Annotated in this window: 21 protein-coding genes; 19 read left to right on the top strand and 2 right to left on the bottom strand. The window is 68.0% G+C overall.

Annotated features, from left to right (window positions below; all coding sequences use genetic code 11):
• Positions 1-26 precede the first annotated feature (26 nt).
• The 3 genes from K9D25_RS18080 to K9D25_RS18070 all read left to right on the top strand — a co-directional run bounded on the left by K9D25_RS18080 (position 27) and on the right by K9D25_RS18070 (position 2,904).
• Entirely contained in the window at positions 27-1,346 is a 1,320-nt protein-coding gene (locus K9D25_RS18080; RefSeq protein WP_244377023.1) for a homoserine dehydrogenase, read from the top strand.
• Positions 1,347-1,359: 13 nt separating this feature from the next.
• On the top strand, positions 1,360-2,355 hold the full coding sequence (glpX, locus tag K9D25_RS18075) for a class II fructose-bisphosphatase (RefSeq protein ID WP_244377021.1): 996 nt from the start codon (positions 1,360-1,362) through the stop codon (positions 2,353-2,355).
• Between the two features lie 207 nt (positions 2,356-2,562).
• Positions 2,563-2,904: a hypothetical protein gene (locus tag K9D25_RS18070; RefSeq protein WP_244377019.1), complete on the top strand. Its 342-nt coding sequence runs from the start codon at positions 2,563-2,565 to the stop codon at positions 2,902-2,904.
• A 262-nt stretch (positions 2,905-3,166) separates the two neighbouring features.
• Here K9D25_RS18070 and K9D25_RS18065 read toward each other — a convergent pair whose 3' ends face one another.
• A complete protein-coding gene (locus K9D25_RS18065; protein ID WP_244377017.1) occupies positions 3,167-3,862 on the bottom strand; it encodes an alpha/beta hydrolase in 696 nt (231 codons plus the stop codon).
• Between the two features lie 194 nt (positions 3,863-4,056).
• Between K9D25_RS18065 and K9D25_RS18060 the strand changes: the two genes are divergently transcribed.
• A complete protein-coding gene (locus tag K9D25_RS18060; RefSeq protein ID WP_244377015.1) occupies positions 4,057-4,932 on the top strand; it encodes a DMT family transporter in 876 nt (291 codons plus the stop codon).
• A 51-nt stretch (positions 4,933-4,983) separates the two neighbouring features.
• On the opposite strand, the gene K9D25_RS18055 is transcribed toward K9D25_RS18060, so the two are convergent.
• Complete coding sequence (locus K9D25_RS18055) at positions 4,984-6,342, bottom strand: esterase-like activity of phytase family protein (protein WP_244377013.1); 1,359 nt, start codon at positions 6,340-6,342, stop codon at positions 4,984-4,986.
• Between the two features lie 168 nt (positions 6,343-6,510).
• On the opposite strand from K9D25_RS18055, the gene recJ reads away from it, so the two are divergent.
• The 15 genes from recJ (at position 6,511) to urtC (ending at position 24,879) form a co-directional block, all read left to right on the top strand.
• Positions 6,511-8,331 (top strand): single-stranded-DNA-specific exonuclease RecJ, encoded by a 1,821-nt coding sequence (gene recJ, locus K9D25_RS18050; RefSeq protein ID WP_244450908.1) that lies wholly within the window; start codon positions 6,511-6,513, stop codon positions 8,329-8,331.
• Between the two features lie 86 nt (positions 8,332-8,417).
• Positions 8,418-9,728 (top strand): TIGR03862 family flavoprotein, encoded by a 1,311-nt coding sequence (locus K9D25_RS18045; RefSeq protein ID WP_244377011.1) that lies wholly within the window; start codon positions 8,418-8,420, stop codon positions 9,726-9,728.
• A 315-nt stretch (positions 9,729-10,043) separates the two neighbouring features.
• The gene (locus K9D25_RS18040) at positions 10,044-10,349 is read left to right on the top strand and encodes a hypothetical protein (RefSeq protein WP_244377009.1); all 306 of its coding nucleotides are present in this window, start codon (positions 10,044-10,046) and stop codon (positions 10,347-10,349) included.
• Positions 10,350-10,503: 154 nt separating this feature from the next.
• A complete protein-coding gene (locus K9D25_RS18035) occupies positions 10,504-11,796 on the top strand; it encodes an imelysin family protein (RefSeq protein ID WP_244377007.1) in 1,293 nt (430 codons plus the stop codon).
• Between the two features lie 7 nt (positions 11,797-11,803).
• A complete protein-coding gene (locus K9D25_RS18030) occupies positions 11,804-13,273 on the top strand; it encodes a multicopper oxidase family protein (RefSeq protein ID WP_244377005.1) in 1,470 nt (489 codons plus the stop codon).
• Positions 13,274-13,497: 224 nt separating this feature from the next.
• Complete coding sequence (locus K9D25_RS18025; protein WP_244377003.1) at positions 13,498-14,778, top strand: di-heme oxidoredictase family protein; 1,281 nt, start codon at positions 13,498-13,500, stop codon at positions 14,776-14,778.
• 15 nt (positions 14,779-14,793) lie between these two features.
• The gene (locus tag K9D25_RS18020; RefSeq protein WP_244377001.1) at positions 14,794-15,918 is read left to right on the top strand and encodes an imelysin family protein; all 1,125 of its coding nucleotides are present in this window, start codon (positions 14,794-14,796) and stop codon (positions 15,916-15,918) included.
• An 11-nt stretch (positions 15,919-15,929) separates the two neighbouring features.
• Positions 15,930-17,042, top strand: a complete 1,113-nt coding sequence (locus K9D25_RS18015) for a DUF1513 domain-containing protein (protein WP_244377000.1) — start codon at positions 15,930-15,932, stop codon at positions 17,040-17,042.
• A gap of 93 nt (positions 17,043-17,135) precedes the next feature.
• The gene (locus K9D25_RS18010; RefSeq protein WP_244376998.1) at positions 17,136-18,287 is read left to right on the top strand and encodes an aminotransferase; all 1,152 of its coding nucleotides are present in this window, start codon (positions 17,136-17,138) and stop codon (positions 18,285-18,287) included.
• Positions 18,288-18,507: 220 nt separating this feature from the next.
• Positions 18,508-19,262 (top strand): IS5 family transposase gene (locus tag K9D25_RS18005; protein ID WP_244376945.1). Its coding sequence is split into 2 segments (ribosomal slippage): positions 18,508-18,841 and positions 18,841-19,262, totalling 756 coding nucleotides; the frame shifts between segments, so codons are not numbered across the junction.
• 29 nt (positions 19,263-19,291) lie between these two features.
• Positions 19,292-19,441 carry a hypothetical protein gene (locus tag K9D25_RS18000; protein WP_244376996.1) on the top strand — a complete coding sequence of 50 codons (150 nt, stop codon included), beginning with the start codon at positions 19,292-19,294 and terminating at the stop codon, positions 19,439-19,441.
• On the top strand, positions 19,442-20,107 hold the full coding sequence (locus K9D25_RS17995) for an outer membrane protein (RefSeq protein ID WP_244376994.1): 666 nt from the start codon (positions 19,442-19,444) through the stop codon (positions 20,105-20,107).
• A gap of 479 nt (positions 20,108-20,586) precedes the next feature.
• Positions 20,587-21,894: an urea ABC transporter substrate-binding protein gene (gene urtA, locus K9D25_RS17990; RefSeq protein WP_421697429.1), complete on the top strand. Its 1,308-nt coding sequence runs from the start codon at positions 20,587-20,589 to the stop codon at positions 21,892-21,894.
• 190 nt (positions 21,895-22,084) lie between these two features.
• Positions 22,085-23,719 (top strand): urea ABC transporter permease subunit UrtB, encoded by a 1,635-nt coding sequence (gene urtB / locus K9D25_RS17985; RefSeq protein WP_244376992.1) that lies wholly within the window; start codon positions 22,085-22,087, stop codon positions 23,717-23,719.
• 17 nt (positions 23,720-23,736) lie between these two features.
• Positions 23,737-24,879 carry an urea ABC transporter permease subunit UrtC gene (urtC, locus tag K9D25_RS17980; protein ID WP_244376990.1) on the top strand — a complete coding sequence of 381 codons (1,143 nt, stop codon included), beginning with the start codon at positions 23,737-23,739 and terminating at the stop codon, positions 24,877-24,879.
• Positions 24,880-24,889 lie beyond the last annotated feature (10 nt).

Raw genomic sequence — 24,889 nt, 5'->3', positions numbered from 1 at the left:
GAACGTTTGTTGAGTTCGGACACATTATGGCGCCGCCGCTGAAAATTGGCATCGCCGGCCTCGGTACGGTCGGCGCGGGTGTGGTGCGCATGCTGACCCGCCGCGCGGAAGCGATCGCCGCGCGGGTGGGACGGCCGGTCGAAGTGGTGGCTGTCAGCGCCCGCGACCGTTCGCGCAACCGGGACTGCGACCTCTCCGGCCTTCGCTGGTACGACGACGCGGTCGAACTGGCGCGCGACCCCGACATCGACGTGTTCGTCGAGCTGATCGGCGGTCCGGACGGCATCGCCAAGACGGCGGTGGAGGCGGCCATTGCCGCCGGCCATTCCATCGTCACCGCCAACAAGGCGCTGCTCGCCCATCACGGCGTGGAACTCGCCCGCGCGGCGGAAGCCGCGGGCGTCGCCATCCATTTCGAAGCGGCGGTCGCCGGTGGCATTCCCGTCATCAAGACCCTGCGCGAGGCACTGCTCGGCAACGAGATCGCCCGCGTCTCCGGCATTCTCAACGGCACCTGCAACTACATCCTCACCCGGATGCAGGAAGAGGGGCTGTCCTTCGACACCTGTCTCGATCAGGCGCAGAAGCTCGGCTATGCCGAGGCCGATCCGACCTTCGATGTCGACGGCTTCGACACCGCCCACAAGCTCGCTCTGCTCGCCTCGCTGGCCTTCGGCGTGAAGCCGGACCCGGAGGCGATCCATATCGAGGGTATCCGCTCCATCACGCTCGCCGACATCGAGGCGGCGGACGAGCTCGGCTATCGCATCAAGCTGCTCGGCGTTGCGGCTCGCATCGGCACCGAGGTGGAACTGCGCGTGCACCCGACCATGGTGCCGAAGCACTGGCCAATCGCGCAGGTCTCCGGCGTCACCAATGCGGTGGCGATCGACGGCGACGCCGTCGCGCTCACCCTGGTCGGGCCGGGTGCCGGCGGCGACGCCACCGCCTCGGCGGTGGTGGCGGATCTCTGCGACGCCGCTGCCGGCAAGGCCGGCGCGCCCTTCGGCTGGACGGCCGAGAGCCTGCAGCCGGCGGAAAAGGCCGCCATCCGGCGTCATGAAGGCGGCTATTACATCCGCCTCGCCGCGGTCGACCGCCCGGGAACGGCCGCCGCCATTGCCCGCCATATGGCCGAGCAGAACATCTCGCTCGAGTCCATAATGCAGCACCGTCGCGGCCGTCCCCATGGGGGCGACCGGGCGGAGAGCGCGGAGGATCCGGCACCGGTGGTGCTGATCACCTACGCCACCAATGAGGACGCGGTGCGCCGTGCGATTTCCGCCATCGAGATCGATGGCGTCATCGCCTCGCCGCCGCAGGTGATACGGATCGAGAAGGACTGAGGGGGCAGGGACGATGTCGGGGATCACGGTCAAAGAAGACCAGGTGCTGGAGCGCATTCTGACGCTCGAACTGGTGCGGGTCACCGAGCGGGCGGCGGTGGCGTCGGCCAGCCTTCGCGGCCGGGGCGACGAGAAGGCGGCGGACAAGGCGGCGGTGGACGCCATGCGCCGCGAACTGAACCGCCTGCCCATCGCTGGCCGCATCGTCATCGGCGAGGGCGAACGCGACGAGGCGCCGATGCTGTTCATCGGCGAGGAGGTCGGCACCGGCAAGGGCCCGGCGGTGGACATCGCCGTCGACCCGCTGGAAGGCACCACGCTCTGCGCCAAGAACATGCCGGGCTCCATTGCCGTGATGGCGATGGCCGAGGGCGGCACCATGCTCTATGCGCCCGACGTCTACATGGACAAGATCGCCATCGGCCCCGGCTACCCCAAGGGCACCATCGACATCGACGCCAGCCCCGAGGACAACATCCAGTCGCTGGCCAAGGCGAAGGGCGTGAAGCCTTCGGAGATCAGCGCGCTGATTCTCGACCGTCCGCGCCATGCCGCCATCATCGAGGCGGTGCGCCGCACCGGCGCCGCCGTGCAGCTGATCACCGATGGTGACGTGGCCGGCGTGATCCACACCACCAACCCGGACGAGACCGGCGTCGACATCTATCTCGGCACCGGCGGCGCCCCCGAGGGCGTGCTGGCGGCGGCGGCGCTGCGCTGCATCGGTGGCGAGATGTACACGCGCCTCATCCTCGACAGCGAAGCCAAGCGCGAGCGCGCCAAGAAGATGGGCGTCACCGACCCGAAGAAGATCTACACCATCACCGACATGGTGCGCGGCGACTGCCTGATCGCGGCCACGGGCGTGACCACCGGCAATCTGCTCAAGGGTGTGAAGTATGAGAAGGGCGTGGTGAAGACCCACACCGTCGTCATGCGCTCCGCCACTGGCACGGTGCGCTGGATCGAGGCCGAGCATCGCGACCTCTCCAAGTTCCATCTCGGCTGAGCGTTCGCGACGCGGATGACACATGGACGGGGCGATCAGGCGCCCCGTTTTCGTTTTGCCCGGCGCGCGCGAGGCTGTGCCCGCAGGCGTCAACTGGGCGCTTTGGCGTCGGCCCGGTGTGCTGTATACCAGAGCCGTGCGCAGGCGCGCCCGTCAGGGGCGCCCCGCACCCGAACGCCAAGCCAATTGCCAAGGGAACGACCCATCATGACCGCTCCGCATTCGCTGCTTCCGCCCCTGCTGTCGCAGATCGACGCGCTGATCGCCGCCGAGAAGTACCAGGAGGTCGCCGAGGCCTATACGGCTTTCGTGAAGGAGCACCCGACCACCAATTATCTCGCTTCCGAGCCGATCCCGTTCAAGCTGAACGTGGCGTTCTCGAAGAAGTACGGCTCCTCGGCCACCAACACCTTCACCCTGCGCAACACCACCTGGGCGTCGGACGTGAAGGCCGCGCTGAAGGCAGGCCCGGCCGAGTTCGCCGCCAAGGTCGCGACCTATGAAGGCGAAGTCGCCGAGATCGCCAAGACCGCGAAGAAGGTGGCGTGAGCCACGAGAGCACGCGCCGATCCGCTTGCATCGCAAGCTGATCGGATCGCACGCTCAGGCTGTGCATGTTTTGCGGAAAGGCCGGCATCTCGCCGGCCTTTTTCGTCAGGACAGGGCCGCTTCCGGCGTCGCGGCGGACGGTCCTCATTACCACCTGGCGTCATCCCGGCCGAAGCACAGCGGGGAGCCAGGATCGCCCGAGACCGGCTTGCGATGACGGATCGGCGGTAGGCCGTCCGGGATGACGCGGGAGCGTGGCCGCTCACCCCGCCTTTGCCGCATCCTTCAGGAAATAATCGACACCGAGCTGCACCATGTCCGGCTGCGAGGCGTGCGGGCCGGGGTGCTCGATATAGGTCAGCTCATAGCCCGCCGGGCGCAGCTTGGCGGCGTGTGAGCGGCCGGCGGTCGCGATCGGCGTCTGGGTGTCGTTCTGGCCGTGGGCGATGAACACTTTCGGCGCGCCCTCCTGCGCCAGCACGGTCATGAAGCCGGCGGAGAAGGCGAGGATATGGGTGACGATCCGCCCATTGCTCAGCCCGGTGGAGAGCGAGTAGCTGCCGCCATCGGAATGGCCGGCAAAGGCGAAATGGGTAGGGTCGAGCGCAAAGCGCGCCGCCACCTCGGCCAGTGCCGTGTCGAGCCGCTCCAGATCCGGCCCGTTGCCGGCGATGACAATGTCCCAGGTCGGCAGTAGCGATTGCGGTACCAGCAGCAGGAAGCCGCGTGCCTCGGCATGGCGGCGCAGCATGGGCAGTATTTTCTCGGCGCTGCCGCCGCCGCCGTGAAACAGCGTCACCAGCGGCGTCGGGCGGGCGGGGTCGAGGCCCTCCGGCACGATCAGCACGGCATCGCGAGTCTCGAACAGGCCGAGATCGTGACGGCCGGGCGGCAGCGCGGGCTTCGACGGCGCGGCATGGGAAAAGGAGAGGCGACCGAGCAGGGACAGGTTCAGCATGGCGCGCACCATAATGGGCCGGCGCGCCGGTGCAAGCGTGTGGCGGGCGGCGTCATGAGAGCGGCGCAGGGCAGGCATGGCCGGCCGGGACTTTGCAGCGTCGCGGCCGTGGCCTATCAGCGAAAGGGCCGGCGACTCGCTGGCGCCTCCTGCCCGTTTCCGGGTCGTCTCTCCGCTCCTGCCGTCCCGGTCCCATGCCGTTCAAGCACAAGCTGCTCGCGCTCACCGTCATTTGCGTGTGGGCTCTCAACATGATCGTCATCAAGCAAGGCATCGTGGAGATTCCGCCGATGCTGATGAGCGCGCTGCGCTTCACCCTGGTGGCGGTGCTGCTGTGCCCGGTGCTGCATCTGCGCCGCGACCAGGTGCCGGGCGTGCTGCTGGTGTCCTTCACCTTCGGCACCGTGCATTTCGGCCTGCTCTTCGCCGCGCTCGCCGATTCGGAGGCCGGCACCAGTGCCGTCATCATTCAGCTTGGCGCGCCGATCGCCACGCTGCTCGCCTGTCTCGTGCTGAAGGAGCCGCTCGGCCGGGTGCGCCTCGCCGGGCTGGCGGTGTCGGTCGCCGGCATCTTCGTGCTCGCGCTCGGCCCCACCCTGCCGCCGCCGCTGGCGCTGTTTCTGCTCGTGGTGAGCGCCACCGGCTGGGCGGTGACCAATCTCATCATCAAGCAGCTCAAGGACATCACGCCGATGACCATCATGGGCTGGTCGTCGCTGTTCGCGATTCCGCAGATCCTGCTGATGTCGTGGTTCTTCGAGGGTGACCGCTGGGGCATGGTGGCGAGCGCAGGCTGGCATGGCTGGTTCTGCGTCGCCTACAGCGCCATCGCCTCGTCGATCCTCGCCTATGGCATCTGGTACTGGCTGCTGCAGCGCCATTCCATCAACGCCGTCGTGCCCTATTCGATGCTCAACCCGCTGCTCACCGTCGCCTTCGGCATCCTGCTGATCGGCGACGATCCTTCGCCGCTGAAGGTCATAGGCGGTCTCATCATGGTGGCGGGCGTCGCGCTCATCCTGCGCCGGCCGCGCAACCTGCCGGACCCGACCTTGCCCGATACCGCGTGAGCGAGGCCCGGCCGGAGCGTCGCCGCCCCGACCGGTCTTTCGGCGCGCGGCTCACTTCGCCTTCAGGAACTCGCCCACTTCGAGCAGGATCAGCTCATTGTCGTCCGCCTTCGCGGGATCGCGCGAGGAGGAGAAGGGCAGGTTGTTGTCGTTGCCGACCACGATGTGGGTGGCGTCGACCACGTCGACATTCTCGATGGTGAAGAAGGGGAAGGTCAGCACACCGTCATTCAGCGGCTTGCGTGCCTTCTTGTCCGGGTCGGCGATCTTCATCAGGTCGATATGGCCGATCTTGCGCACGCTCTGGCCGGCATTGGCGTCGGTCAGCTCGATCTTGTAGATGCGCTTGAACGTGGCGAGGTCGTGGAAGCAGTCCGGCCCCTTGGTCCCTGCGGCGCAGGCCTTGTCGGCCGTGCCCTCGCCATTGTCGCGCTCGATGATCAGGCCGGTGGTGCCGTCGATCATGTTGAAGTCGCCGATGGCATTGCCGTTCTGCTCCAGAACGTAGTGCCACATGCGGCCGGTCCATTTCTGGTTCGCGACGTCGAATTCGAGGATCGGCAGGAACTCCTTGCCGTCCGCGGTCTTCTGCCAGTCCTTCTTGTCGGCGTCCCACAGCGGGCCTTCGAGCAGGGCGTAGAGATATTTGCCATCCTTGGAGGCGGCCATGCCCTCATAGCCCTTGGAGCGGCGGGCGTTGAAGGCGGCCGGCGCGTTCGGCGCGGCGGGGGAGGCGACGGCGTAATGGTCGGGCGAGCGCACCGGCGTCTCGCCGGCAACGGTCTCGAACAGGCCGAGCACCTTGCCGGTCTTGTCGGCCTTGATGAGATAGGGGCCGAATTCCTCGCCGATCCAGATGTGGTCGCCGATGATCTGGAAGCTCTCAATGTCGAAATCGGCGCCGGTGAGATAGCGCTTTTCCGTCCCCTCATGGACGATGCGGAACGGCACCTTCTTGTCGGGATCGGTGAGGAACACCGTCTCGATCGGCTGGAACGTGCCGGTGGCCCAGTCCACCTTGTAGTGGCGCAGGAACAGCGCCGCGTCCGGGCTGTTGGCCTTGGAGCCGAAGCCGTTGTCGGTGATGATCCAGAAGCTGCCGTCCGGCATCACCTTGATGCCGGAATGGCCCTGCACCGGCTGACCCTTGAAGGGCAGCTTCACGCCCGTCGGGCGGCCGGCCGACTTGCCTTCCACCGTGCCGACGGCATCGACGCGCGTGCCGGTGGTGAACTTGCCGGACACTTTGAGGTCCTCCGGCGCGTCGTCCGGCATGGCGATGAAGGTTTCCGCCGGCAGCACGGCATGGCCGGCGAGGGTGGCGGGAAAGGTCTGGTCGGCGCGCGCACCGGTGGCGGCGAGCGCGAGCGCGGCGCCGGCGAGCAGGGACAGGCGGAGGCGGCGATTCATGGGGGGCTCCTTGTCAGCAGCATGCGGCGCGAGGCCGGAGCCCGCCTTCTGCCTGTCGCCCATGTCCCTCGCGTTACGGCAGCGTGACGGCGCGATGACGCCACCGCTCCCGTCTTTGCGGGCGAAGCACTCGACGCGGGCGCGTTGTTCGGGCTTATCCTGCGCGCCATGAGTCTCGTCCTTCCCACCGCTGCCCCGCCGCCGCGTCCCTTTCTCGGTGTGACCCGTTCGGCTACTGGCCGCTTCTGGCGCGAGCGCCTGGACGTGCGCGGCGCCCAGACCACGCTCGCCATCGTCCAGCGCCACGGCGTGCCGGAAATCCTCGCCCGCGTTCTCGCCGGGCGCGGCGTCGCCATTGACGAGGTCGAGGCGTGGCTCGACCCGACGGTGAAACGTCTGCTGCCCGATCCCGACACGCTGACCGACATGCCGGCCTGCGTCGCCCGCCTCGCCGACGCGGTGATGCGCGGGGAGAAGGTGGCGGTGTTCGGCGACTACGATGTCGACGGCGCCACCGCCACCGCCCTGCTGGTGGACGTGCTGCGCGCCGGTGGGCTGGACCCTGCCTTCCACATCCCCGACCGCATCTTCGAGGGCTACGGGCCCAACATCCCCGCCATCGAGGCGCTGGCCGAGCGCGGCGCCACGCTGCTGGTGACGGTCGATTGCGGCACGATGAGCTTCGAGCCCTTCGCCCGTGCGCGCGCCATCGGGCTGGACGTGCTGGTCATCGACCATCATCAGGCCGGCGAGGCGCTGCCCGAGGTGGCGGCGCTGGTGAACCCCAACCGCGCCGACGATCTCTCCGGCCTCGGTCATCTCTGTGCCGTCGGGCTGGTCTTCGTCGTCGCCGTCGGCCTGCTGCGCGAACTGCGCAATCGCGGCTGGTGGACCAAGGAACGCCCGGCGCCGGACCTGCTCGCCAGCCTCGATCTCGTCGCGCTCGGCACGGTGGCGGATGTGGTGCCGCTGCTGGGGCTCAACCGCGCCTATGTCACCAAGGGGCTGATCCAGCTGCGCAAGCGCGAGCGGCCGGGGCTCACCGCGCTGATGGACGCGGCGCGACTCTCCGGTCCGCCCAAGGCATGGCATCTCGGCTTTCTGCTCGGCCCGCGCATCAATGCCGGCGGGCGCATCGGCAATGCGACGCTCGGCACCAAGCTGCTGCTGACCCGCGATCCCATCGAGGCGCAGGCGATTGCCGCCGAGCTCGACCGCCTCAACACCGAGCGCCAGCAGGTGGAGCGCGCCATCGTCGCCGAGGCCGAGGCGGAGGCCGACGCCGCGCTCGGTCATGCCGGGGCGGGGGCGGTGGTGCTCTCCAGCGGGCAGGGCTGGCATCCCGGCGTGGTCGGGCTGGTGGCGGCGCGGCTGAAGGAGAAGTTCGGCCGCCCCGCCTTCGCCATCGCCTTCACTGGCGAGACCGGCGCCGGCTCGGCCCGCTCCATCCCCGGCGTCGATGTCGGGCGGGCGGTGCGCGGCGCGGTGGAGGCCGGCATATTGGTAAAGGGAGGCGGCCATGCCATGGCGGCCGGCCTCACCGTGGCACGCGAGCGGCTGGGCGAATTGCGCGCCTATCTCGAACAGGCGCTGGCGGCGACGGTGGAAGAGGCGCGTGCAGTGGATGAGCTGCTGATCGACGGCGCGCTGGCCGCCGCTGGGGCGACGCCGGAACTGGTGGAGCTGGTGGAGCGCGCCGGGCCGTTCGGCGCCGGAAACCCGCAGCCCATCTTCGCCTTCCCCGCCCATCGCGTCGTCTATGCCGAACCCGGCAGCGCCGGCCAGATGCGGGTGCGGCTGCGCGGCAGCGATGGCACTGTCATCTCCGCCGTGGCCTTCCGTGCGGTGGATACGCCGCTCGGCGCGACGCTGCTGGAGTCGCGTGGGCAGTTGCTGCACGTCGCCGGAACGCTCGACCTCGATTCCTGGCAGGGCCGCACCCAGGTGAGCTTGCGCATCACCGATGCCTGCGCGCCGGAAATCGGGTGAAGGATCATGAGGTTGGCGAGCCTTTCGGAGTCGGATCGTGAGTGGGGCGGTGCAGCTCAGCCCGCGCTGAATCGGATTGTCAGCCGGTGATCGCAGAACCCTGCTGTGACTCGGTAATTCCCCATGTCGCCATCATCGGCGCCGGCCCTTCCGCGCTGATCGCCGCCGAGGTCCTGGCGGGCGCCGGCTGCCGCGTCTCGCTGTTCGAGCGCATGGCCTCGCCGGCCCGCAAATTCCTCATCGCCGGACGTGGCGGGCTCAACCTCACGCACTCTGAGGTGCGCGCGCCTTTCCTCGCCCGGTATGGCGAGGCCGCCGACTGGCTGGCGCCGATGCTCGATGCTTTTCCCCCCGCCCGGCTGCGCGACTGGGCGGAAGGGCTGGGCGAGCCGACCTTTGTCGGCTCCTCCGGCCGCGTCTTCCCGCGCAGCTTCAAGGCTTCGCCGCTGCTGCGCGCGTGGCTGGCGCGGCTCGACGGGCTCGGCGTCACGTTGAACCGTAATCATCTTTGGCACGGCTGGAGCGACGCCGGCGCGCTGCGTTTCGCCACGCCGACGGGCGAGCTGGAGGTGGCGGCCGACGCCGTGCTGCTCGCGCTCGGCGGCGCCAGTTGGCCGCGTCTCGGCAGCGATGGTGGCTGGGTGGAGATTCTGCACGGGCAGGGCGTGGAGATCGCCCCACTGCGCCCGGCCAATAGCGGCGCCCGCGTCGGCTGGTCGGAGCCCTTCCGCACCCGCTTCGCAGGAGTGCCGCTCAAGCGCATCGCGCTGTCCCTCGGCCCGCGCCGTGTGCGGGGCGAGGCGATGATCGACACCGCCGGGCTGGAGGGCGGCGCGGTCTATGCGCTCTCCGCCGCGTTGCGCGACGCGATCGCTGTTGCGGGCCGTGCGACTCTTCTTGTCGACCTGCGCCCGGATATGAGGGAGGCCGCGCTTGCCGCGCGCCTGGCCGCCACCCGCAAGGGCGAGACGTTGGCCAATCGTTTGCGCAAGGCCGCCGGTCTCTCGCCCGTCGCCGCCGGCCTGCTGCGTGAGGCCGGGCCTCTGCCGGGAGAGCCCGCCGCGCTGGCCGCGCGGATCAAGGCCGTGCCGCTCAACGTCACGGAAATGGCCGGTCTGGAACGGGCGATTTCCACGGCTGGCGGCATCACCCGTGCCATGGTCGACGACCGGCTGATGCTGCGCGCCCGCCCGGGCGTGTTCGTCGCCGGCGAGATGCTGGATTGGGAGGCACCGACCGGCGGTTATCTGCTGCAGGCCTCGTTCGCTACCGGCCATGCGGCGGCGTGGGGCGTGCTCGCCCATCTCGGAATGCCGCTACCCGCGCCCTGGGCAGGGAAATGGGAGGCGGGGGAGACGGCGGCTCCCGCCGCGGAGGAGACGCGGGACGACGGCTGAGGGAGCGCGTGCCGTCGTCCCGCGTGGTTCACGAGACCTGCCGGGAAGTGGCCTCGCGAAATCGTCACCGCAACATCCCGACACGTGATGTATTCGCGTCTCGTCTGCGGTGTTGTGAGTGTGGATACTCTCGTTTCTGAGTGCTCACAACACCTATCTTCCGGTATTGTTACAGTTCTAAACTAGAGTGCGTGTCTTTTACTTACGATCTGCGCCGAGCCCTCCGTGCCGCTTGCGCCGCTGCGGATGGGGGCTTAACTGCTTTGGCGCGGGGGGGCGGCAGGGCGCGAGCTGCCGGAGCGGCAGGGAGTGACAATGGCACGTCTGTTTTTTCGCCGGGGCGCCAGCGCGGAAGCCGCGCCCGATGCCGCCCGGGAACTCGCCGCCAAGGCGCGGCAGATTCTTGGCGTGGATGAGGACACCACCATTTCCATCAGCGAGATCGCCTGTGGCGACCCCGCCTGCGGTGGTGCGGAGACCGTGGTGCTGGTGATGCGCCCCGGCCGACGCACCGAAGCTGCCAAGCTGATGAAGCCGCTGGCCACCGTCACCGACGCCGAACTCGCCGACGCCTTGCAGCCGCTTCATGACGTTGCGTCATCCGCGGTGGGTGGAAAATAAGTATTCTTCCGCGCGCCTGCGTCGGGTGATGAGATTTGGATTGTTGTTTCAAAGTGAAACAATTCCAATCTGCGACCGAACACTTGCGGGTGATTTCGGCCGTGGCGTAGGAGTCTCCCGCTGAGGCGCCCTGGGGCGCGGGAGGAGACCGACCATGCGAGTCAGATCACTGTTCGCCACGCCGCTCGTCGCGGCCATCGCGCTGGGAGCGGCTTTCGCCGTCGGTCCCGCCGCTGCCGACACCCCGGCGCCGAAGGTGCGCGACATCGTCGCCACCTATGCCGACATCGCCGAGGCGATGTATACGGACAGCCTGACCACCGCCAAGGCGCTGCAGAGCGCGGTGAACACTCTCATTGCCACGCCGACCGAGGCCAATCTCGACGCCGCCAAGGCCGCCTGGAAGGCCGCCCGCGTGCCCTACCAGCAGACCGAAGGCTTTCGCTTCGGCAATCCCATCGTCGATGAATGGGAAGGCCGCGTGAATGCCTGGCCGCTGGATGAAGGCCTGATCGACTATGTCGACAAGAGCTATGGCGACACCTCGGACGAGAACCCGCTCTATACGGCCAATGTGATCGCCAACACCAAGATCCGCGTTGGCAAGAAGACCATCGACGCCACCACCATCACGCCGAAGCTGCTCGACAGCCTGCAGGAGGCCGGCGGCGTCGAGTCCAACGTCGCCATCGGCTATCACGCCATCGAATTCCTGCTCTGGGGTCAGGATCTCAACGGCACCGGCCCCGGTGCCGGCAAGCGCCCGGCGACCGATTACGACACCAAGAACTGCAGCAACGGCCATTGCGAGCGCCGCGCTGCCTATCTCAAGGCCGCCACCGACCTTCTGGTGAGCGACCTCTCGGACATGGCGAAGTGGTGGGGCAAGAAGGGCAAGGCCCGCGCCGCTGTGGTGAAGCAGAAGGACAAGACCGCGCTCGCCACCATCCTCACCGGCCTCGGCTCGCTGTCCTATGGCGAACTGGCGGGCGAGCGGATGAAGCTCGGCCTCATCCTGCACGACCCGGAAGAGGAGCATGACTGCTTCTCCGACAACACCCACAATTCGCACTATTACGACGAGGTCGGCATCGCCTCGATCTATCGGGCCAAGTACACCCGCGTCGACGGCTCGGTGGTCGAGGGTGCTTCCATCGCCGCCTATGCGAGCGCCAAGGCGCCGAAGGCCGCCGAGGAGGCCGAGGCCAAGATCGACGCCGCGCTCGCCGCGCTCAAGGCGATCAAGGACGAGGCCGACAGCGGCAAGCAGGCCTATGACCAGATGATCGGCGAGGGTAATGCCGAGGGCAACGCGCTGGTGCAGAAGGGCGTGGACTCGCTCGTCGCCCAGACCCGCGCCATTGAGGGCGTGGTGGCCGCGCTCAAGCTGAAGATCAAGGTCGAGGGCTCCGACAGCCTCGACGACCCCTCCAAGGTCGGCGAGTGAGACGGCCATGACCATGGGCGGCGCGGGTCTCTCGCGCCGCGCCTTTCTGGGCGCGGGCGTGGCGTTCGGCGGCATGGCGCTTCTCGCGCCGAGCCGTACCGGCGCCGCGCGCGCGCCTTTCGACGTTTCGGCCTTCAAGCCGACGCAGGAAGTGACGCTGACCGCCGGCGAGATGGAGCTGAAGCTCCTCGGCCCGCAGGGGCCCGCGACCCGCATCCTCGCCTATGATGGCACGCCCTTCCGCACCCTGCGCATGCCGCGCGGCACGCGGCTGAAGGCCACCTTCGTCAACGGCATCGATGAGGGCTCGACCCTGCATTTCCACGGCATCCGCATGCCGAATGAATTTGACGGCGTGCCCACCCTGACCCAGCCGCTGGTGCAGCCGGGCGGGCGCTTCGTGCATCTGCTGCCGCTGGACGATCCCGGCACCTTCTTCTTCCATCCGCATTGCGACGAGACCGGGCAGGCCGGCAAAGGCCTCGCCGGCGTGCTGATCGTCGAGGATTCGCGCGATCCCGTCTTCGATGCCGAGCATGTGCTGTGCCTGAAGGACTGGCGGTTGAAGGAGGACGGCAGCTACCTGCCGCTCTCCGAGCCCGACGGCGCTTCCAAGGCCGGCACCTTCGGCGCGACCCGCACGGTGAACGGCGCGGCCTCGGTTGAGCTGAAAGCGCCGGCGGGCGGCCATGTGCGGCTGCGTATCCTCAACATCGATTCCACCCGCATCATGGATATCGGCGTGGAAGGCGGCGAAGCCTGGCTTATCGCCGTCGATGGCCATGCTTTGCCCCCGGTCCGGCTCGACGATCTGCCGGATGGCATCTGGCGCATGGGCCCGGCCCAGCGCATCGACCTCGACATCCGCATGCCGGCCGACGGATCCCCGGTGACGCTGGGCGATTATCGCGCCGCTGACATTTACGAGTTCGCGACGCTCATTGCCGCCGGCAAGGTGGGCAAGCCGCGCAAGGGGCCGCTCGCTTTGCCCAAGGCGGAGCTGCCGAAGCCGGCGCTGAAGCAGTCGACGCGGCTTTCCTTCACCCTGCAGCAGGCCACCGACCAGGCGGTGAAGGACATTGCTCTGCCGCCGGACGATCCGCTGGCCAAGGCGCTGATCGACAGCCTGTGCGTCGGCTCCACCACCTATTGGGGCATCCAGTCGGAATCCTGGCCCACCGGTACACGCCGCAACCTGCCGCCGCCGCTGGCGCGGATGGAGGAGGGCGCCTCCTATGTGGTGGAGATCAAGAACGAGACGCGCTTTCCCCACCCGGTGCATCTGCACGGCCACGCTTTCGAGGTGATGTCTTCCAGCCTCGGCCGCCTGCCGCGCCATTTCGCCGATACGGTGCTGGTGCAGCCGGGCGAGGCGGTGGAGACCGCCTTCGTCGCCGCACGCGGCGACTGGGTGTTTCACTGCCACATCCTGGAGCATATGGAGACCGGGATGATGGGCTGGTTCCGGGTGGTGTGATGGAAGACCAGCGCCATCTCATGTCAGTGACGCCCACGCGGGCCTGTAGGCAGGGGCCGGAAGCGTCAGTGGGCCGTCATCCCGGCCGCCGGCGCAACCGGAGAGCCGGGATCGCGTCCCGTCTTCTGCTTTCGATCGCGGATCGCCCGCCGGGCGTCCGGGATGACGGATCGACCGTTTCCGGACACGCCGCGCGGCGCGCGGCTTGTCCGGGAAACGCCTCCGTGTCCCGGACAAGCGGAGGCGCAGCCGAAGCGCCGATCCGGGACCCAGCGAAGACTCTGCGTAGCGGCCTCATTGGCAGCGTCCTCCTCCACTTCTCCGCCGTGCTCATTGCCACCTGCACCCCCGCCATGGCCGACGACGCCCGGCTCGACGCCGCCATCGGCAAGGCGCTGTTCGAGCGGCCCTGGGTGCCGGCGCCGAGTTCCACCCGCGCCAATGACGGTCTTGGTCCGCTGTTCGATGCGCGCTCCTGCTCGGCCTGCCACCCCGCCGGAGGCGGTGCCGGAGCGACAGCGCTGGACGCCGCCGGCCGGCCGCAGGGGCTGGGGCTGGTGCTCGCCCTGTTCCGCACCGATGGGGGGGGCGATCCTGTTTACGGCCATCGGCTGGAGACCATGACGCTGCCCGGCGTGCCGGCGGAGGGCACCTTCGCGGTGACGGTCGAGAACGGCCGGCGCTTTCCGCACGTGGAGTCGCCGGGTTACGGGCCGCTCGACCCCGCCACCCACATGTCGCTGCGCGCCGCGCCGAATCTGCGCGGGCGCGGCAAGCTGGAGCTGGTGGACGACGCCGCGATCCTGGCGCTGGAAGACCCGCAGGATCGCGACGGCGACGGCGTGCGCGGCCGGGCCCGGCGGTTCGAGACGCCCGAGGGCGGCTCGTCCATCGGCCGTTTCGGCTGGAAGGCCAGCCACCCGACACTGGCCGGGCAGGCGTCGGAAGCCTTTTCGCTCGATCTCGGCCTGTCGACGCCGCTGCGCCCCGAACCCTGGGGGGACTGCACTGAGGCGCAGACCGCCTGCCGCAACGCGCCGCATGGACGCGAGGGCGAAGGCGAGCCGGAAATTTCGCAGGCCATTGTCGGGCGTCTCGTCACCTATCTCAGGGCGTTGAAGGTGCCGGGGCATGAGCCGGATGCCGCCGGGGCGCGGTTGTTTGCCGCCACCGGCTGTGCCGCCTGCCATCGCCCGTCGCTGCCGAGCCGCGACGGCGGCGCGGTGGCGCTGTTCACCGATGTGCTGCTGCACGATATGGGCGACGGGCTCGCCGACCCCGCCGGCGTGCCGGGCGCGGCGGCTGGCGAATGGCGCACCGCCCCGCTGGCTGGTGTTTCCGCCATGCTGGAGCGGGGCGTCGGCCTGCTGCATGACGGTCGCGCCGCGACGATCGCCGAGGCGGTCCACTGGCATGGCGGTGAAGCGTCCGGCGCCCGCGCGCGTTTCAACGTGCTGGAGCCGGCCGAACGGGCCCGGCTGATCGACTATGTCTCTTCTCTCTAAAACGAGGCCCTGCCCATGAGCCGATCCCCCTTCGCCGTGGCCCTGGCACTGGCGACCCAGATCGCGCAGGCGGCGCAAGGCATGCCGGCGGTCGCCGCTGCCGGCTCCCTGCTCACCACCCTGTTCGTCGGTCGCGCTCATGCCGCGCCGGTTTCCGCCCCTGATGTCGTGGAGAGCTGGCTACTGCCGCGCTACGATACGCTGCTCGCGGCTGCCAAGGCGCAGCAGGCGGCATGGGACGGTTTCTGCGCCGCGCCATCGGATGCGGGCGTGGCCGAACTGAAGGCGCGTTTCGTCGCCGCTTCCGAGGCCTGGTCGGCGGTGGAGTTCGTCACCTTCGGCCCGATCATCCTGTCGCTGCGGCCGGACCGCTTCAACCTGTTTCCGGAGCGTCGTAACGCCGTCGGGCGCTCCGTCGCCGAACTGATCGCCGATCCCACGGATGAGCGGTTGCAGCCGCAGCGCTTTTTCCGTCTCAGCGCCGCCGCGCAGGGCCTGCCGGCGCTGGAGCGCATCCTTTACGACGAGGGGGCGGAGGCCGCGCTGGTGGCGGGGCCGGAAGCGGCGCGGCGCTGCGCGCTTGGCCGCGCCGTCGCGCTCAACCTCGCCACCATCGCCGGTGAACTCCGCGCCGGATGGGGCAGTCGCAGCGAAGGGCTGCTGGCGCAACTCATCGCCGGCAAGGCCGATCCGGTCTATTTCCCCGATCCCAAGGCGTTGCTCAGCCAGATCGTCACCGATCTCGCCGGGGCCTATCAGCGCGTGGTCGATCAGCGCCTGCTGGTGGTGCTCGGCAAGAGCGCCGACGAGGCCAAGCCGCTGCTCTCCGACCGCCGGCGCAGCGGGCTTTCCAAGGAGACCATCGTCGCCATCGTGACCAGTGCCAGCGCGCTCGGCGAAGCGCTCAGTGCTGGCCTCGATGCCAAGGACCGCGCCAGCTTCCAGGCGACGCTGCAGGCGGCGCAGGCGACGGCGCAGGGCCTGCCGGAGGATATCGGCGCGGCGGCGACAACGCCCGAAGGCCGCAAGGCGCTGCAGGCGGCGGTGACGGTGTTCAAGGCGGCGCAGGCGGGTGTCGCCCGGCCGCTGGCCGCCGGCCTCGGCGTGCCGATCGGCTTCAACGCGCTCGACGGCGACTGAGGGAGGGGCGGATGGGCCTCATCGATCTGACCCGACGCTCGCTGGTCGGGGCGCTGGGGGCCCTCGCGGCCGGCCCGCGCGTGCTGTTCGCCAGCGGTGCCGCGCATGCGCGCGATCATCTGCTGGAGGCGGAATGGCTCGCCACCGCCGGCGTGGAAGGCGGCTTTGCGCCCGTCGTCGTCGCCCCGGACTTTGCCGCCACGCCGGTCGGTTCCGGCGCGCAGCGCCTGCACTGGGTGGAGCCGAGCCCGGACGGGCGCACCGCCATCGCCGTGGCGCGCCGGCCCGGCACCACGGCCGTGCTGTTCGACCGCCGGGCTGGCACCGTGCTGGCGACGTTCGAGCCGGGCGAGGGCCGGGTGTTCTCCGGCCATGGCCGCTTTATCGACGGCGGGCGGCGTTTCCTTGCCGTGGAGATCGCGCGGGCGGACGGGCAGGGCGTCGTCACCCGCCGCGTGGTGGAGGCGGGCTTCGCGGTGGAGGCGGAATGGGCCTCCGCCGGCATCGGCCCGCACGACATGCTGCCTGCCGGGGGCGCGCTCGTCGTCGCCAATGGCGGTATCGAGCCACACACGCCGGAAGCGCTCGGCGCCGAGGTGGCGGGCGCGAGTATCGCCCTGCTCGACCCCGCCAGCGGCGCGGTGCGCTCGGTCGCGGAATTGAGCGAGGACCTCGCCTCGCTGTCGCTGCGCCACCTCACTTCAGGTGCGGACGGCTTCACCGTGGTGGCGGCGCAGGATCTGCTCGCCGATGGCGTCGCCCGGCCGCTGCTCTACGCGGTGGAGGGGGAGGGGCTGCGGGCCTTCGATGCGCCGGACGAGGCGTGGCGCGGGCTGCGTACCTATATCGGCTCGGTGGCGCTGGATACCTCGGGCGCCTATGTCGCCGCCGCCAGCCCGCGCGGCAACCGGGTGGCGCTGTGGCGCCGCGACGGGCGCTATATCGGGTCGCTGCCGCTGGTCGATGGCTGCGGCCTCGCCCCGACGCGGGAGGCGGGCCAGTTCCTCGCCACCAGCGGCCTCGGCGAGACGGTGCTTCTCGCCACCGATGGCGAAGGCGTCGGCGTCGTCGCCCGCCGCTCCGGCGGCCCGCGCTACGACAACCACGCCGTGCTGGTGGGGTGAGCGCGGGGCAGGAGGCGCTTTTCTTTTCGCCTGCGGCGGATAAAACAGGGCTGACGCGTTCGACTGCCCTCTATCCCGCTCCGGTTCCGTGAAATGAATTCGCTTTTCGCCGCCCTGCCGACCACCGTGTTCGAAACCATGTCGGCGCTGGCCCGCCAGCATGAGGCGGTCAATCTCGGCCAGGGTTTCCCGGACGATCCCGGCCCGCGCGACGTGCGCGAGAAAGCGGCGGAGGCGGTGCTCGACGGCTGGAACCAGTACCCGCCGATGATGGGGACCCTCGACCTGCGCCGCGCCGTCGCCGCCCATTACCGCGACTGGCAGCGGCTCGACCTCGACCCCGAGCGCGAGGTGATGGTCACGTCAGGCGCCACCGAGGCCATTGCCGGCGCGCTGCTCGCTTTGATCGAGCCGGGCGACGAGGTGGTGCTGTTCCAGCCGCTCTATGACGCCTATCTGCCGCTGGTGAAGCGCGCCGGTGGCGTGCCGCGCCTCGTTCGGCTGGTGCCGCCGCACTGGCGGCTTACCGAGGAGGCGCTCGCGGCCGCGTTTACGCCGCGCACCAAGCTCGTGCTGTTCAACAACCCGCACAACCCGACGGGACGAGTATTCGACGCGGAAGAACTCGCGCTGCTTGCCCATTTCTGCACCCGCTCCGGCGCCGTGCTGGTGAGCGATGAGGTGTGGGAACACGTCATCTTCGACGGCCTTGCGCATCAGTCCGTTCTCGCCCTGCCGGGAATGCGCGAGCGCGCGGTGAAGATCGGTTCGGCCGGCAAGATCTTCGGCATGACCGGCTGGAAGGTCGGCTTCGTCTGTGCCGCGCCGGAGCTGATGCGCGTGCTGTCCAAGGCGCATCAGTTTCTCACCTTCACCACGCCGCCCGCGCTTCAGCACGCCGTCGCCTATGGGCTGGGCAAGGAGCGGGAGTGGTTTCATGCCATGCGCGCCGGGCTCCAGCGCTCGCGCGACCGGCTGGCGGAAGGGCTGACGCGAATCGGGCTGAGCGTGCTGCCCTCCGCCGGCACTTACTTTCTCAATGTGGATCTCGCCGCGCTGTCGCCGCAACTGCGCGATGAGCCGTTCTGCCTGTCGCTGGTGGCGCGCGAGGGCGTGGCGGCGATCCCGGTCTCGGCCTTCTATGCGCAAGACCCGGTCGAGAGCGTGGTGCGGCTGTGCTTTGCCAAGACCGACAATACGTTGGACCTTGCGCTGGAGCGGCTGAGCGGGCTGATGGCCGGCTAACAGGTTGATGTTGCTGCCTCAGCTGGTGACCTATGGTTGGCGAAATATGAACAAAATTCGACGTTGAGGGCGGTATCCTCGTCCCTATCCTCCGCGCATTCACCACGGGGGTTGGACTCATCAACTACCGCATCTTTGGCTTTGCACTGTGCCTCTCTAGGCTCAGGACCTATTAATTGCGTTCTGGATGTGATTCACAGTCTCCATTGAGGAGGCTGTGATGGGTGATTTGTTCTTGCTGAGCGAGCGGCAGATGGCTCGGATCTCGCCGTTCTTTCCGCTGGCCCATGGGGTGCCGCGCGTCGATGACCGCCGGGTGGTGAGCGGCATTGTCTATGTGATCCGCAACGGGTTGCAGTGGAAAGATGCGCCGAAGGACTACGGCCCGCACAAGACGCTGTACAACCGCTTCATCCGCTGGAGCCGGCTCGGGGTCTTCGACCGTATCTTCTCCAGCCTCGCCGGCGAAGGGCCCAAACCCGAACGGGTGATGATCGATGCCACGCATCTGAAGGCCCACCGCACGGCGGCGAGCCTGCTCAAAAAGGGGCTGTTCCCCGTCGTATCGGGCGCACCAAAGGCGGATTGAACTCCAAGCTCCACACCGTCTGCGACGGCGCGGGCCGTCCGATCATCATGCTGCTGACGGAAGGCCAGATGAGCGACCACAAGGGCGCCCGCCTCGTCCTCAACGCGTTGCCGCCGGCCAAGACCCTGATCGCCGACCGGGGTTATGACAGCGCCTGGTTCCGGGAGGCGCTCGCCGACAAGGGGATCACGCCCTGCATTCCTTCATCGCGGAGCCGCAAGCGGCCTTATCCCTACGACAAAACCCTCTACCGCCAGCGTCACAAGGTCGAGAACCTGTTCGCAAAGCTCAAGGACTGGCGCCGTATCGCCACACGCTATGACCGATGCGCACACACCTTCTTCTCGGCCATATGCATCGCAGCCACCGTCATCTTCTGGCTTTGAAATCAATGAGTCCTGAGCCTAGCCTGCCTTTGGCGGCGCAGGCGCAGGAGGCGTCGCAGCCGCTTATGCCGGCAAACGGCGTCTTCATCGGTGCCGGCGCGGCTCTGAACCGGGCTGATTTCGGCAATCAAGACATTTTCGGCTTCGGCGTCAGCGATGTCTACGCGCTTGGCTTCTAGGTGGCGAATGGGCAGGCGGCGGGATCGACCTATCCCGATCTCGGGAGCGAAACCGGTGCCTCGTTCGTGCTGCAGGGCGGCTTCTACCGCACGATCAATGACACGCCCTGGGTGTGGGGCGCGAAGTTCAGCTATAACAGCCTTGGGCTCACCGGCTCACGCGACAATATCCTCATCCCGCAGACCGGCAGCTATTCCGGCGAAATCTCCGGTACGTTCAACGGCAATTACCTGCTGCAGAACTACAAGGTGGAAATCGAACATCAGTTCGCGCTGGTGCCGCTGATCGGTTATTCCTTCGGTCGCGGTTTCGTCTATGGCGGCGCCGGCCCGACGCTCTCGCGCGTCAATTCCAACATGAACGGCCTGATCGGCTTCGCCGAACTCGACCATCGCTACGATGTGTCCGGGACACCCGGCTATTTCTCGTCGTCCGACTGGGTGTGGGGCGGCACGGCGACCGTCGGCGTGACCTATTTCCTCACGCGCAACTGGTTCCTGGATCTGAATTATTCCTATACGGCCTCGTCCACCGTCACCAACAAGTTCCTCAACCAGTTCGATACGGTCTACCCGACGGTTGAATTCTCCGGCACCTCGGGCGGCAACTATTCCGCGACCGCGAATAATCAGGCGGTCGCGCTCACCATCAACTACGTGTTCTGACCGAAGGCAGGGCGTGCTGGTCGGCGAACAGGCGCGCCCCGCCCGTTACCACGGGAGACGCCGCGCTGCTCGCGCCGTCCCCCGCTCGGCCGCCTCAAGGGCAGGCTTGTCCCAGAGGCCATCTCGGCGCCAGGCGCACGCCTCCTCGGTCCGGGCCCTCCGACGTCGCCGCAATCTGTATCCTGCCACCCCGTTTATCGGTCTCGCTCGTCACGTTGCGGCGCCAGCAAGGTGCCCGCGGACGGGAAAAGCTGCGCAAAAATCAGGCGATCTCGACATGAGGCGGCAGTGCTGTGCAATTCGCTGCAATTTTGATTAAAAAATAGGCTGATTGTTTCGCTGCTCCGGCGTCCGCCGGAACCAAAAGCGGGGCCGATCCCCGTCCCCCGCCGCAATGCCGCGCTTGGCACGCGGGTTGCAAACAATCCCTTCGGCACGCGGACGGGGGTCCTGCGTGTGTACTCCAGAAGGGAATAAAGATGCTGAACATGTTCACGCATGCCCGGCGCATGGCCGGTCGCGCGCTTGTGGGTGCGGCTGCGCTGGCGCTGGCCGGAGGCGGCGTCGCGAGCGCCCAGGAGACGATCAAGGTCGGCGTGCTGCACTCTCTGTCCGGCACCATGGCGATCAGCGAGACCACGCTGAAGGACACCGTGCTGTTCATGGTGCAGGAGCAGAACGCGGCCGGCGGCGTGCTCGGCAAGAAGCTGGAAGCCGTGGTGGTCGATCCCGCCTCGAACTGGCCGCTCTTCGCCGAAAAGGCGCGCGAACTCATCGCCAAGGAGAAGGTCGCGGTCGTGTTCGGCTGCTGGACCTCGGTGTCGCGCAAGTCCGTGCTCCCGGTGTTCAAGGAGCTCAACAGCATTCTGTTCTACCCGGTCCAGTATGAGGGCGAGGAGAGCGAGCGCAACGTGTTCTACACCGGCGCCGCCCCGAACCAGCAGGCCATTCCGGCGGTCGATTACCTCATGGAGAATGAGGGCGTGCAGCGCTGGGTGCTCGCTGGCACCGACTATGTCTATCCGCGCACGACCAACAAGATCCTTGAAGCCTATCTGAAGTCCAAGGGCGTCAAGGCCGAAGACATCATGATCAACTACACGCCGTTCGGTCATTCCGACTGGCAGACTATCGTCGCCGACATCAAGAAGTTCGGCTCGGCGGGCAAGAAGACGGCGGTGGTGTCCACCATCAATGGCGATGCCAACGTGCCGTTCTACAAGGAACTCGGCAACCAGGGCATCAAGGCCACCGACATTCCGGTCGTCGCCTTCTCGGTCGGTGAAGAGGAACTCGCCGGCATCGACACCAAGCCGCTGGTCGGTCACCTCGCCGCCTGGAACTACTTCCAGTCGGTCGACGTGCCGGAGAACGCCGCCTTCATCAAGAAGTGGCAGGCCTTCACCAAGAACGACAAGCGCGTGACCAACGACCCGATGGAAGCCACCGTCATCGGCTTCAACATGTGGGTGAAGGCGGTCGAGAAGGCCGGCACCACCGATGCCGACAAGGTCATCGACGCGCTCATCGGCGTGACCGTGCCGAACCTCTCCGGCGGCTTCTCGGCCATGATGCCGAACCACCACATCACCAAGCCGGTGCTCATCGGCGAGATCAAGGAAGACGGCCAGTTCGACATCGTCGAGCAGACCCCCGGCCTGATCGTCGCCGAGGAATGGTCCCCCTACCTCGAAGGCTCCAAGGACCTGATCGCCGATTGGCGCAAGCCGCTCTCCTGCGGCAACTTCAACGTCAAGACCGGCAAGTGCGGCGGCGCCGGCCAGTGAGGCCGCGCCGCGGGCGGGGGCATCCCCTCCCGCCTGCTTCGCCTGATATCTCCGGCCGCCCTCGTGGCGGCCGGAACCGGCCCGGGCCCGATAGGGCTCCAGGTCGTCGGGGAACACCTCCCGCTTCGCGTACCGCCGTCGCCGCCGGAGTCCGCTCCGGTCTTCCGCAGCGCCACATCGACGGACGATGATGACCTCACGCGCTCGCCTTTTCCGCTTCGCCCGCCTGCTCTGTGCGCTCGCCCTGCTGTGTGCCGCCGCCCCGCTCGGGCGCGCCGCCGCGCAGGACGCCGGCACCCCGGACATCAGCGCACCGCTGGCCCAGCTCACCACCAACAAATATGACGACACCGAAGCCGCGCTCGGCGCGCTGGCGCTGAGCGGCAGCCCGGCCGCCGCTGGCATCGTCACGGCGCTGGCCGAGGGCAAGCTCCTCTTCGGCGGCACGCCGCCGCGCCTGTTCATCCAGGGCGAGGGGGGAGCGCTGCTCGACCCGCTGACCCTGCAGCCGGTCGCCGAGGCGCCCGCCGTCAAGCCGGTGCGCGTCAACAACCGCGTCCGCCGCGCTATCGATGCGGCCAACGGCGCCCTTTCGCTGGTGAGCCCGGATGCCGGCAAGCGGCGCGAGGCCGCGCTGGCGGTGGGCCGCTCGCGTGACGAAGCCGCCCTGCCGGCGCTGGACGCCGCGCTCGCCAAGGAGAGCGACCCGAAGGTGAAGTCGGCGATGAACCTCGCCCGCGCCTCGATCCTGATCGGCAAGGAAGGCATCACCCCGGCCGAGCGCATCGCCGCCGTCGAGCTGGTGGGGGCCGAGGGCAATCAGGACGCGCTCGCCATCCTGCGCTCGGTGCCGGAAAGCGCGGCGCCGGAGGTGAAGCAGGCTGCCGCCGACGCGATCGCCGGCATCGAGCGCAACCTCGCTTTGTGGGGCATGGCGCAGAATGTCTGGTACGGCCTCTCGCTCGGCTCGGTGCTGCTGCTGGCCGCCATCGGCCTCGCCATCACCTTCGGCGTGATGGGCGTCATCAACATGGCGCATGGCGAAATGGTCATGCTCGGCGCCTACACCACCTTCGTCGTGCAGGAGGTGATCCGCACCTCCTATCCCGGCCTGTTCGACGTGTCGCTGCTGATCGCGATCCCGCTCGCTTTCGTCTTCACCGGTCTCATCGGCGTCCTCATCGAACGCACGGTCATCCGCTTTCTCTACGGCCGGGCACTGGAGACACTCCTTGCGACATGGGGCATTTCGCTGATCCTGCAGCAGGCGATCCGCACCATTTTCGGCCCCACCAACCGCGAAGTCGGCGCCCCAAGCTGGATGTCCGGCAGTTTCGAGATCGGCCAGCTGGCGATCACCTCGGGGCGACTTTGGATTATCGTCTTCTCATTGCTGGTGTTTTTCGCGCTGCTCGCAACGCTTCGGCTGACCCGTATCGGCCTTGAGATGCGGGCGGTGACGCAGAATCGCCGGATGGCCGCCTCCATGGGCATCCGCACCAACTGGGTCGACGCGATGACCTTCGGCCTCGGTTCCGGCATCGCCGGTATGGCCGGGGTGGCTCTGAGCCAGATCGACAATGTGTCGCCCAATCTCGGCCAGAGCTACATCATCGACAGCTTCCTGGTCGTGGTGTTCGGCGGCGTCGGCAACCTCTGGGGCACGCTGGTCGGTGCGATGACACTCGGCGTCGCCAACAAGCTGCTCGAACCCTATGCCGGCGCCGTGCTCGGCAAGATCGCGCTGCTGGTCATCGTCATCCTGTTCATCCAGAAGCGCCCAAGAGGCCTCTTCGCCCTCAAGGGAAGGTCGATCGAGGCATGAGTGCGCCCGTGACAAACATGACCCGTCAGCCCGCGCTGCTCGGCACCAGCGGCATCGTCTTTCTCATCATCCTCGCCGTCGTCGCGGTGCTGGTGCCCATCCTCAACCTTGCCGTATCGCCGAATTCGGCGGTGCATGTTCCGACCTATGTGGTCTCGCTGCTAGGCAAGTACTTGACCTATGCGCTGCTCGCACTCTCGGTGGATCTCATCTGGGGCTATGTCGGGATCCTCTCGCTTGGGCAGGGCGCGTTCTTCGCGCTCGGCGGCTATGCGATGGGCATGTACCTGATGCGCCAGATCGGCACGCGCGGCGTCTATGGCGACCCGGTGCTGCCGGATTTCATGGTGTTCCTAAATTGGAAGGAACTGCCCTGGTTCTGGTACGGCTTCGACATGTTCCCCTTTGCCGCGCTGATGGTGCTGCTGGCACCGGGGCTTCTTGCGCTGGTGTTCGGCTGGTTCGCCTTCCGCTCGCGCGTCACCGGCGTGTACCTGTCCATCATCACCCAGGCGATGACCTTCGCCCTGCTGCTGGCCTTCTTCCGCAACGATATGGGTTTCGGCGGCAATAACGGCCTCACCGACTTCAAGGACATTCTCGGCTTCAACATCCAGGCGGACGGCACGCGGCTGGTGCTGTTCGTCCTGTCGGCGGTGGCGCTGGGACTCGGCTATGTTCTGTGCCGCTTCCTCGTGCGCTCGCATTTCGGCAAGGTGCTGGTCGCCATCCGCGATGCGGAGACGCGGGTGCGCTTCACCGGCTACCGGGCGGAGAACTACAAGCTGGTCGCCTTCGTCGTTTCCGCCATGCTCGCGGGTATTGCCGGCGCGCTCTATGTGCCGCAGGTCGGCATCATCAACCCCTCGGAGTTCTCGCCGGCCAATTCCATCGAGATCATCGTCTGGGTGGCGGTCGGCGGGCGCGGCACGCTGGTCGGCGCGGCGCTGGGGGCGGTGCTGGTGAACTACGCCAAGACCTATTTCACCTCAGGCATCCTCGCCCCGTACTGGCTGTTCATGCTCGGCGGCCTGTTCGTCGCCGTCACCCTGTTCCTGCCGAAGGGCATTGTCGGCACCTATTACGACTGGCGCGAAAAGCGCCGGCCGCATGATGACATACCGGCCGCGCCCGTAGCCGCGCCCGGCCCGGCCGAGTGAGGGAGAGCGA

Source organism: Ancylobacter polymorphus (genome assembly GCF_022836935.1).
GTDB lineage: Bacteria > Pseudomonadota > Alphaproteobacteria > Rhizobiales > Xanthobacteraceae > Ancylobacter > Ancylobacter polymorphus_A.
Note: the sequence above shows the minus strand (reverse complement) of the source record. Positions and strands in the feature narration are given on the sequence as shown.

Excerpts from the sequence above, each read along its gene's own strand:
- K9D25_RS18065 (WP_244377017.1), bottom strand. The coding sequence starts at position 3,862 with ATGCTGAACCTGTCCCTGCTCGGTCGCCTCTCCTTTTCCCATGCCGCG.
- K9D25_RS18080 (WP_244377023.1), top strand. The coding sequence starts at position 27 with ATGGCGCCGCCGCTGAAAATTGGCATCGCCGGCCTCGGTACGGTCGGC.
- urtC (WP_244376990.1), top strand. The coding sequence starts at position 23,737 with ATGACCCGTCAGCCCGCGCTGCTCGGCACCAGCGGCATCGTCTTTCTC.
- urtA (WP_421697429.1), top strand. The coding sequence starts at position 20,587 with ATGCTGAACATGTTCACGCATGCCCGGCGCATGGCCGGTCGCGCGCTT.
- recJ (WP_244450908.1), top strand. The coding sequence starts at position 6,511 with ATGAGTCTCGTCCTTCCCACCGCTGCCCCGCCGCCGCGTCCCTTTCTC.
- K9D25_RS18060 (WP_244377015.1), top strand. The coding sequence starts at position 4,057 with ATGCCGTTCAAGCACAAGCTGCTCGCGCTCACCGTCATTTGCGTGTGG.
- K9D25_RS18070 (WP_244377019.1), top strand. The coding sequence starts at position 2,563 with ATGACCGCTCCGCATTCGCTGCTTCCGCCCCTGCTGTCGCAGATCGAC.
- K9D25_RS18030 (WP_244377005.1), top strand. The coding sequence starts at position 11,804 with ATGACCATGGGCGGCGCGGGTCTCTCGCGCCGCGCCTTTCTGGGCGCG.
- K9D25_RS18010 (WP_244376998.1), top strand. The coding sequence starts at position 17,136 with ATGAATTCGCTTTTCGCCGCCCTGCCGACCACCGTGTTCGAAACCATG.
- K9D25_RS18020 (WP_244377001.1), top strand. The coding sequence starts at position 14,794 with ATGAGCCGATCCCCCTTCGCCGTGGCCCTGGCACTGGCGACCCAGATC.
- glpX (WP_244377021.1), top strand. The coding sequence starts at position 1,360 with ATGTCGGGGATCACGGTCAAAGAAGACCAGGTGCTGGAGCGCATTCTG.
- urtB (WP_244376992.1), top strand. The coding sequence starts at position 22,085 with ATGACCTCACGCGCTCGCCTTTTCCGCTTCGCCCGCCTGCTCTGTGCG.
- K9D25_RS18055 (WP_244377013.1), bottom strand. The coding sequence starts at position 6,342 with ATGAATCGCCGCCTCCGCCTGTCCCTGCTCGCCGGCGCCGCGCTCGCG.
- K9D25_RS18015 (WP_244377000.1), top strand. The coding sequence starts at position 15,930 with ATGGGCCTCATCGATCTGACCCGACGCTCGCTGGTCGGGGCGCTGGGG.
- K9D25_RS18035 (WP_244377007.1), top strand. The coding sequence starts at position 10,504 with ATGCGAGTCAGATCACTGTTCGCCACGCCGCTCGTCGCGGCCATCGCG.
- K9D25_RS18040 (WP_244377009.1), top strand. The coding sequence starts at position 10,044 with ATGGCACGTCTGTTTTTTCGCCGGGGCGCCAGCGCGGAAGCCGCGCCC.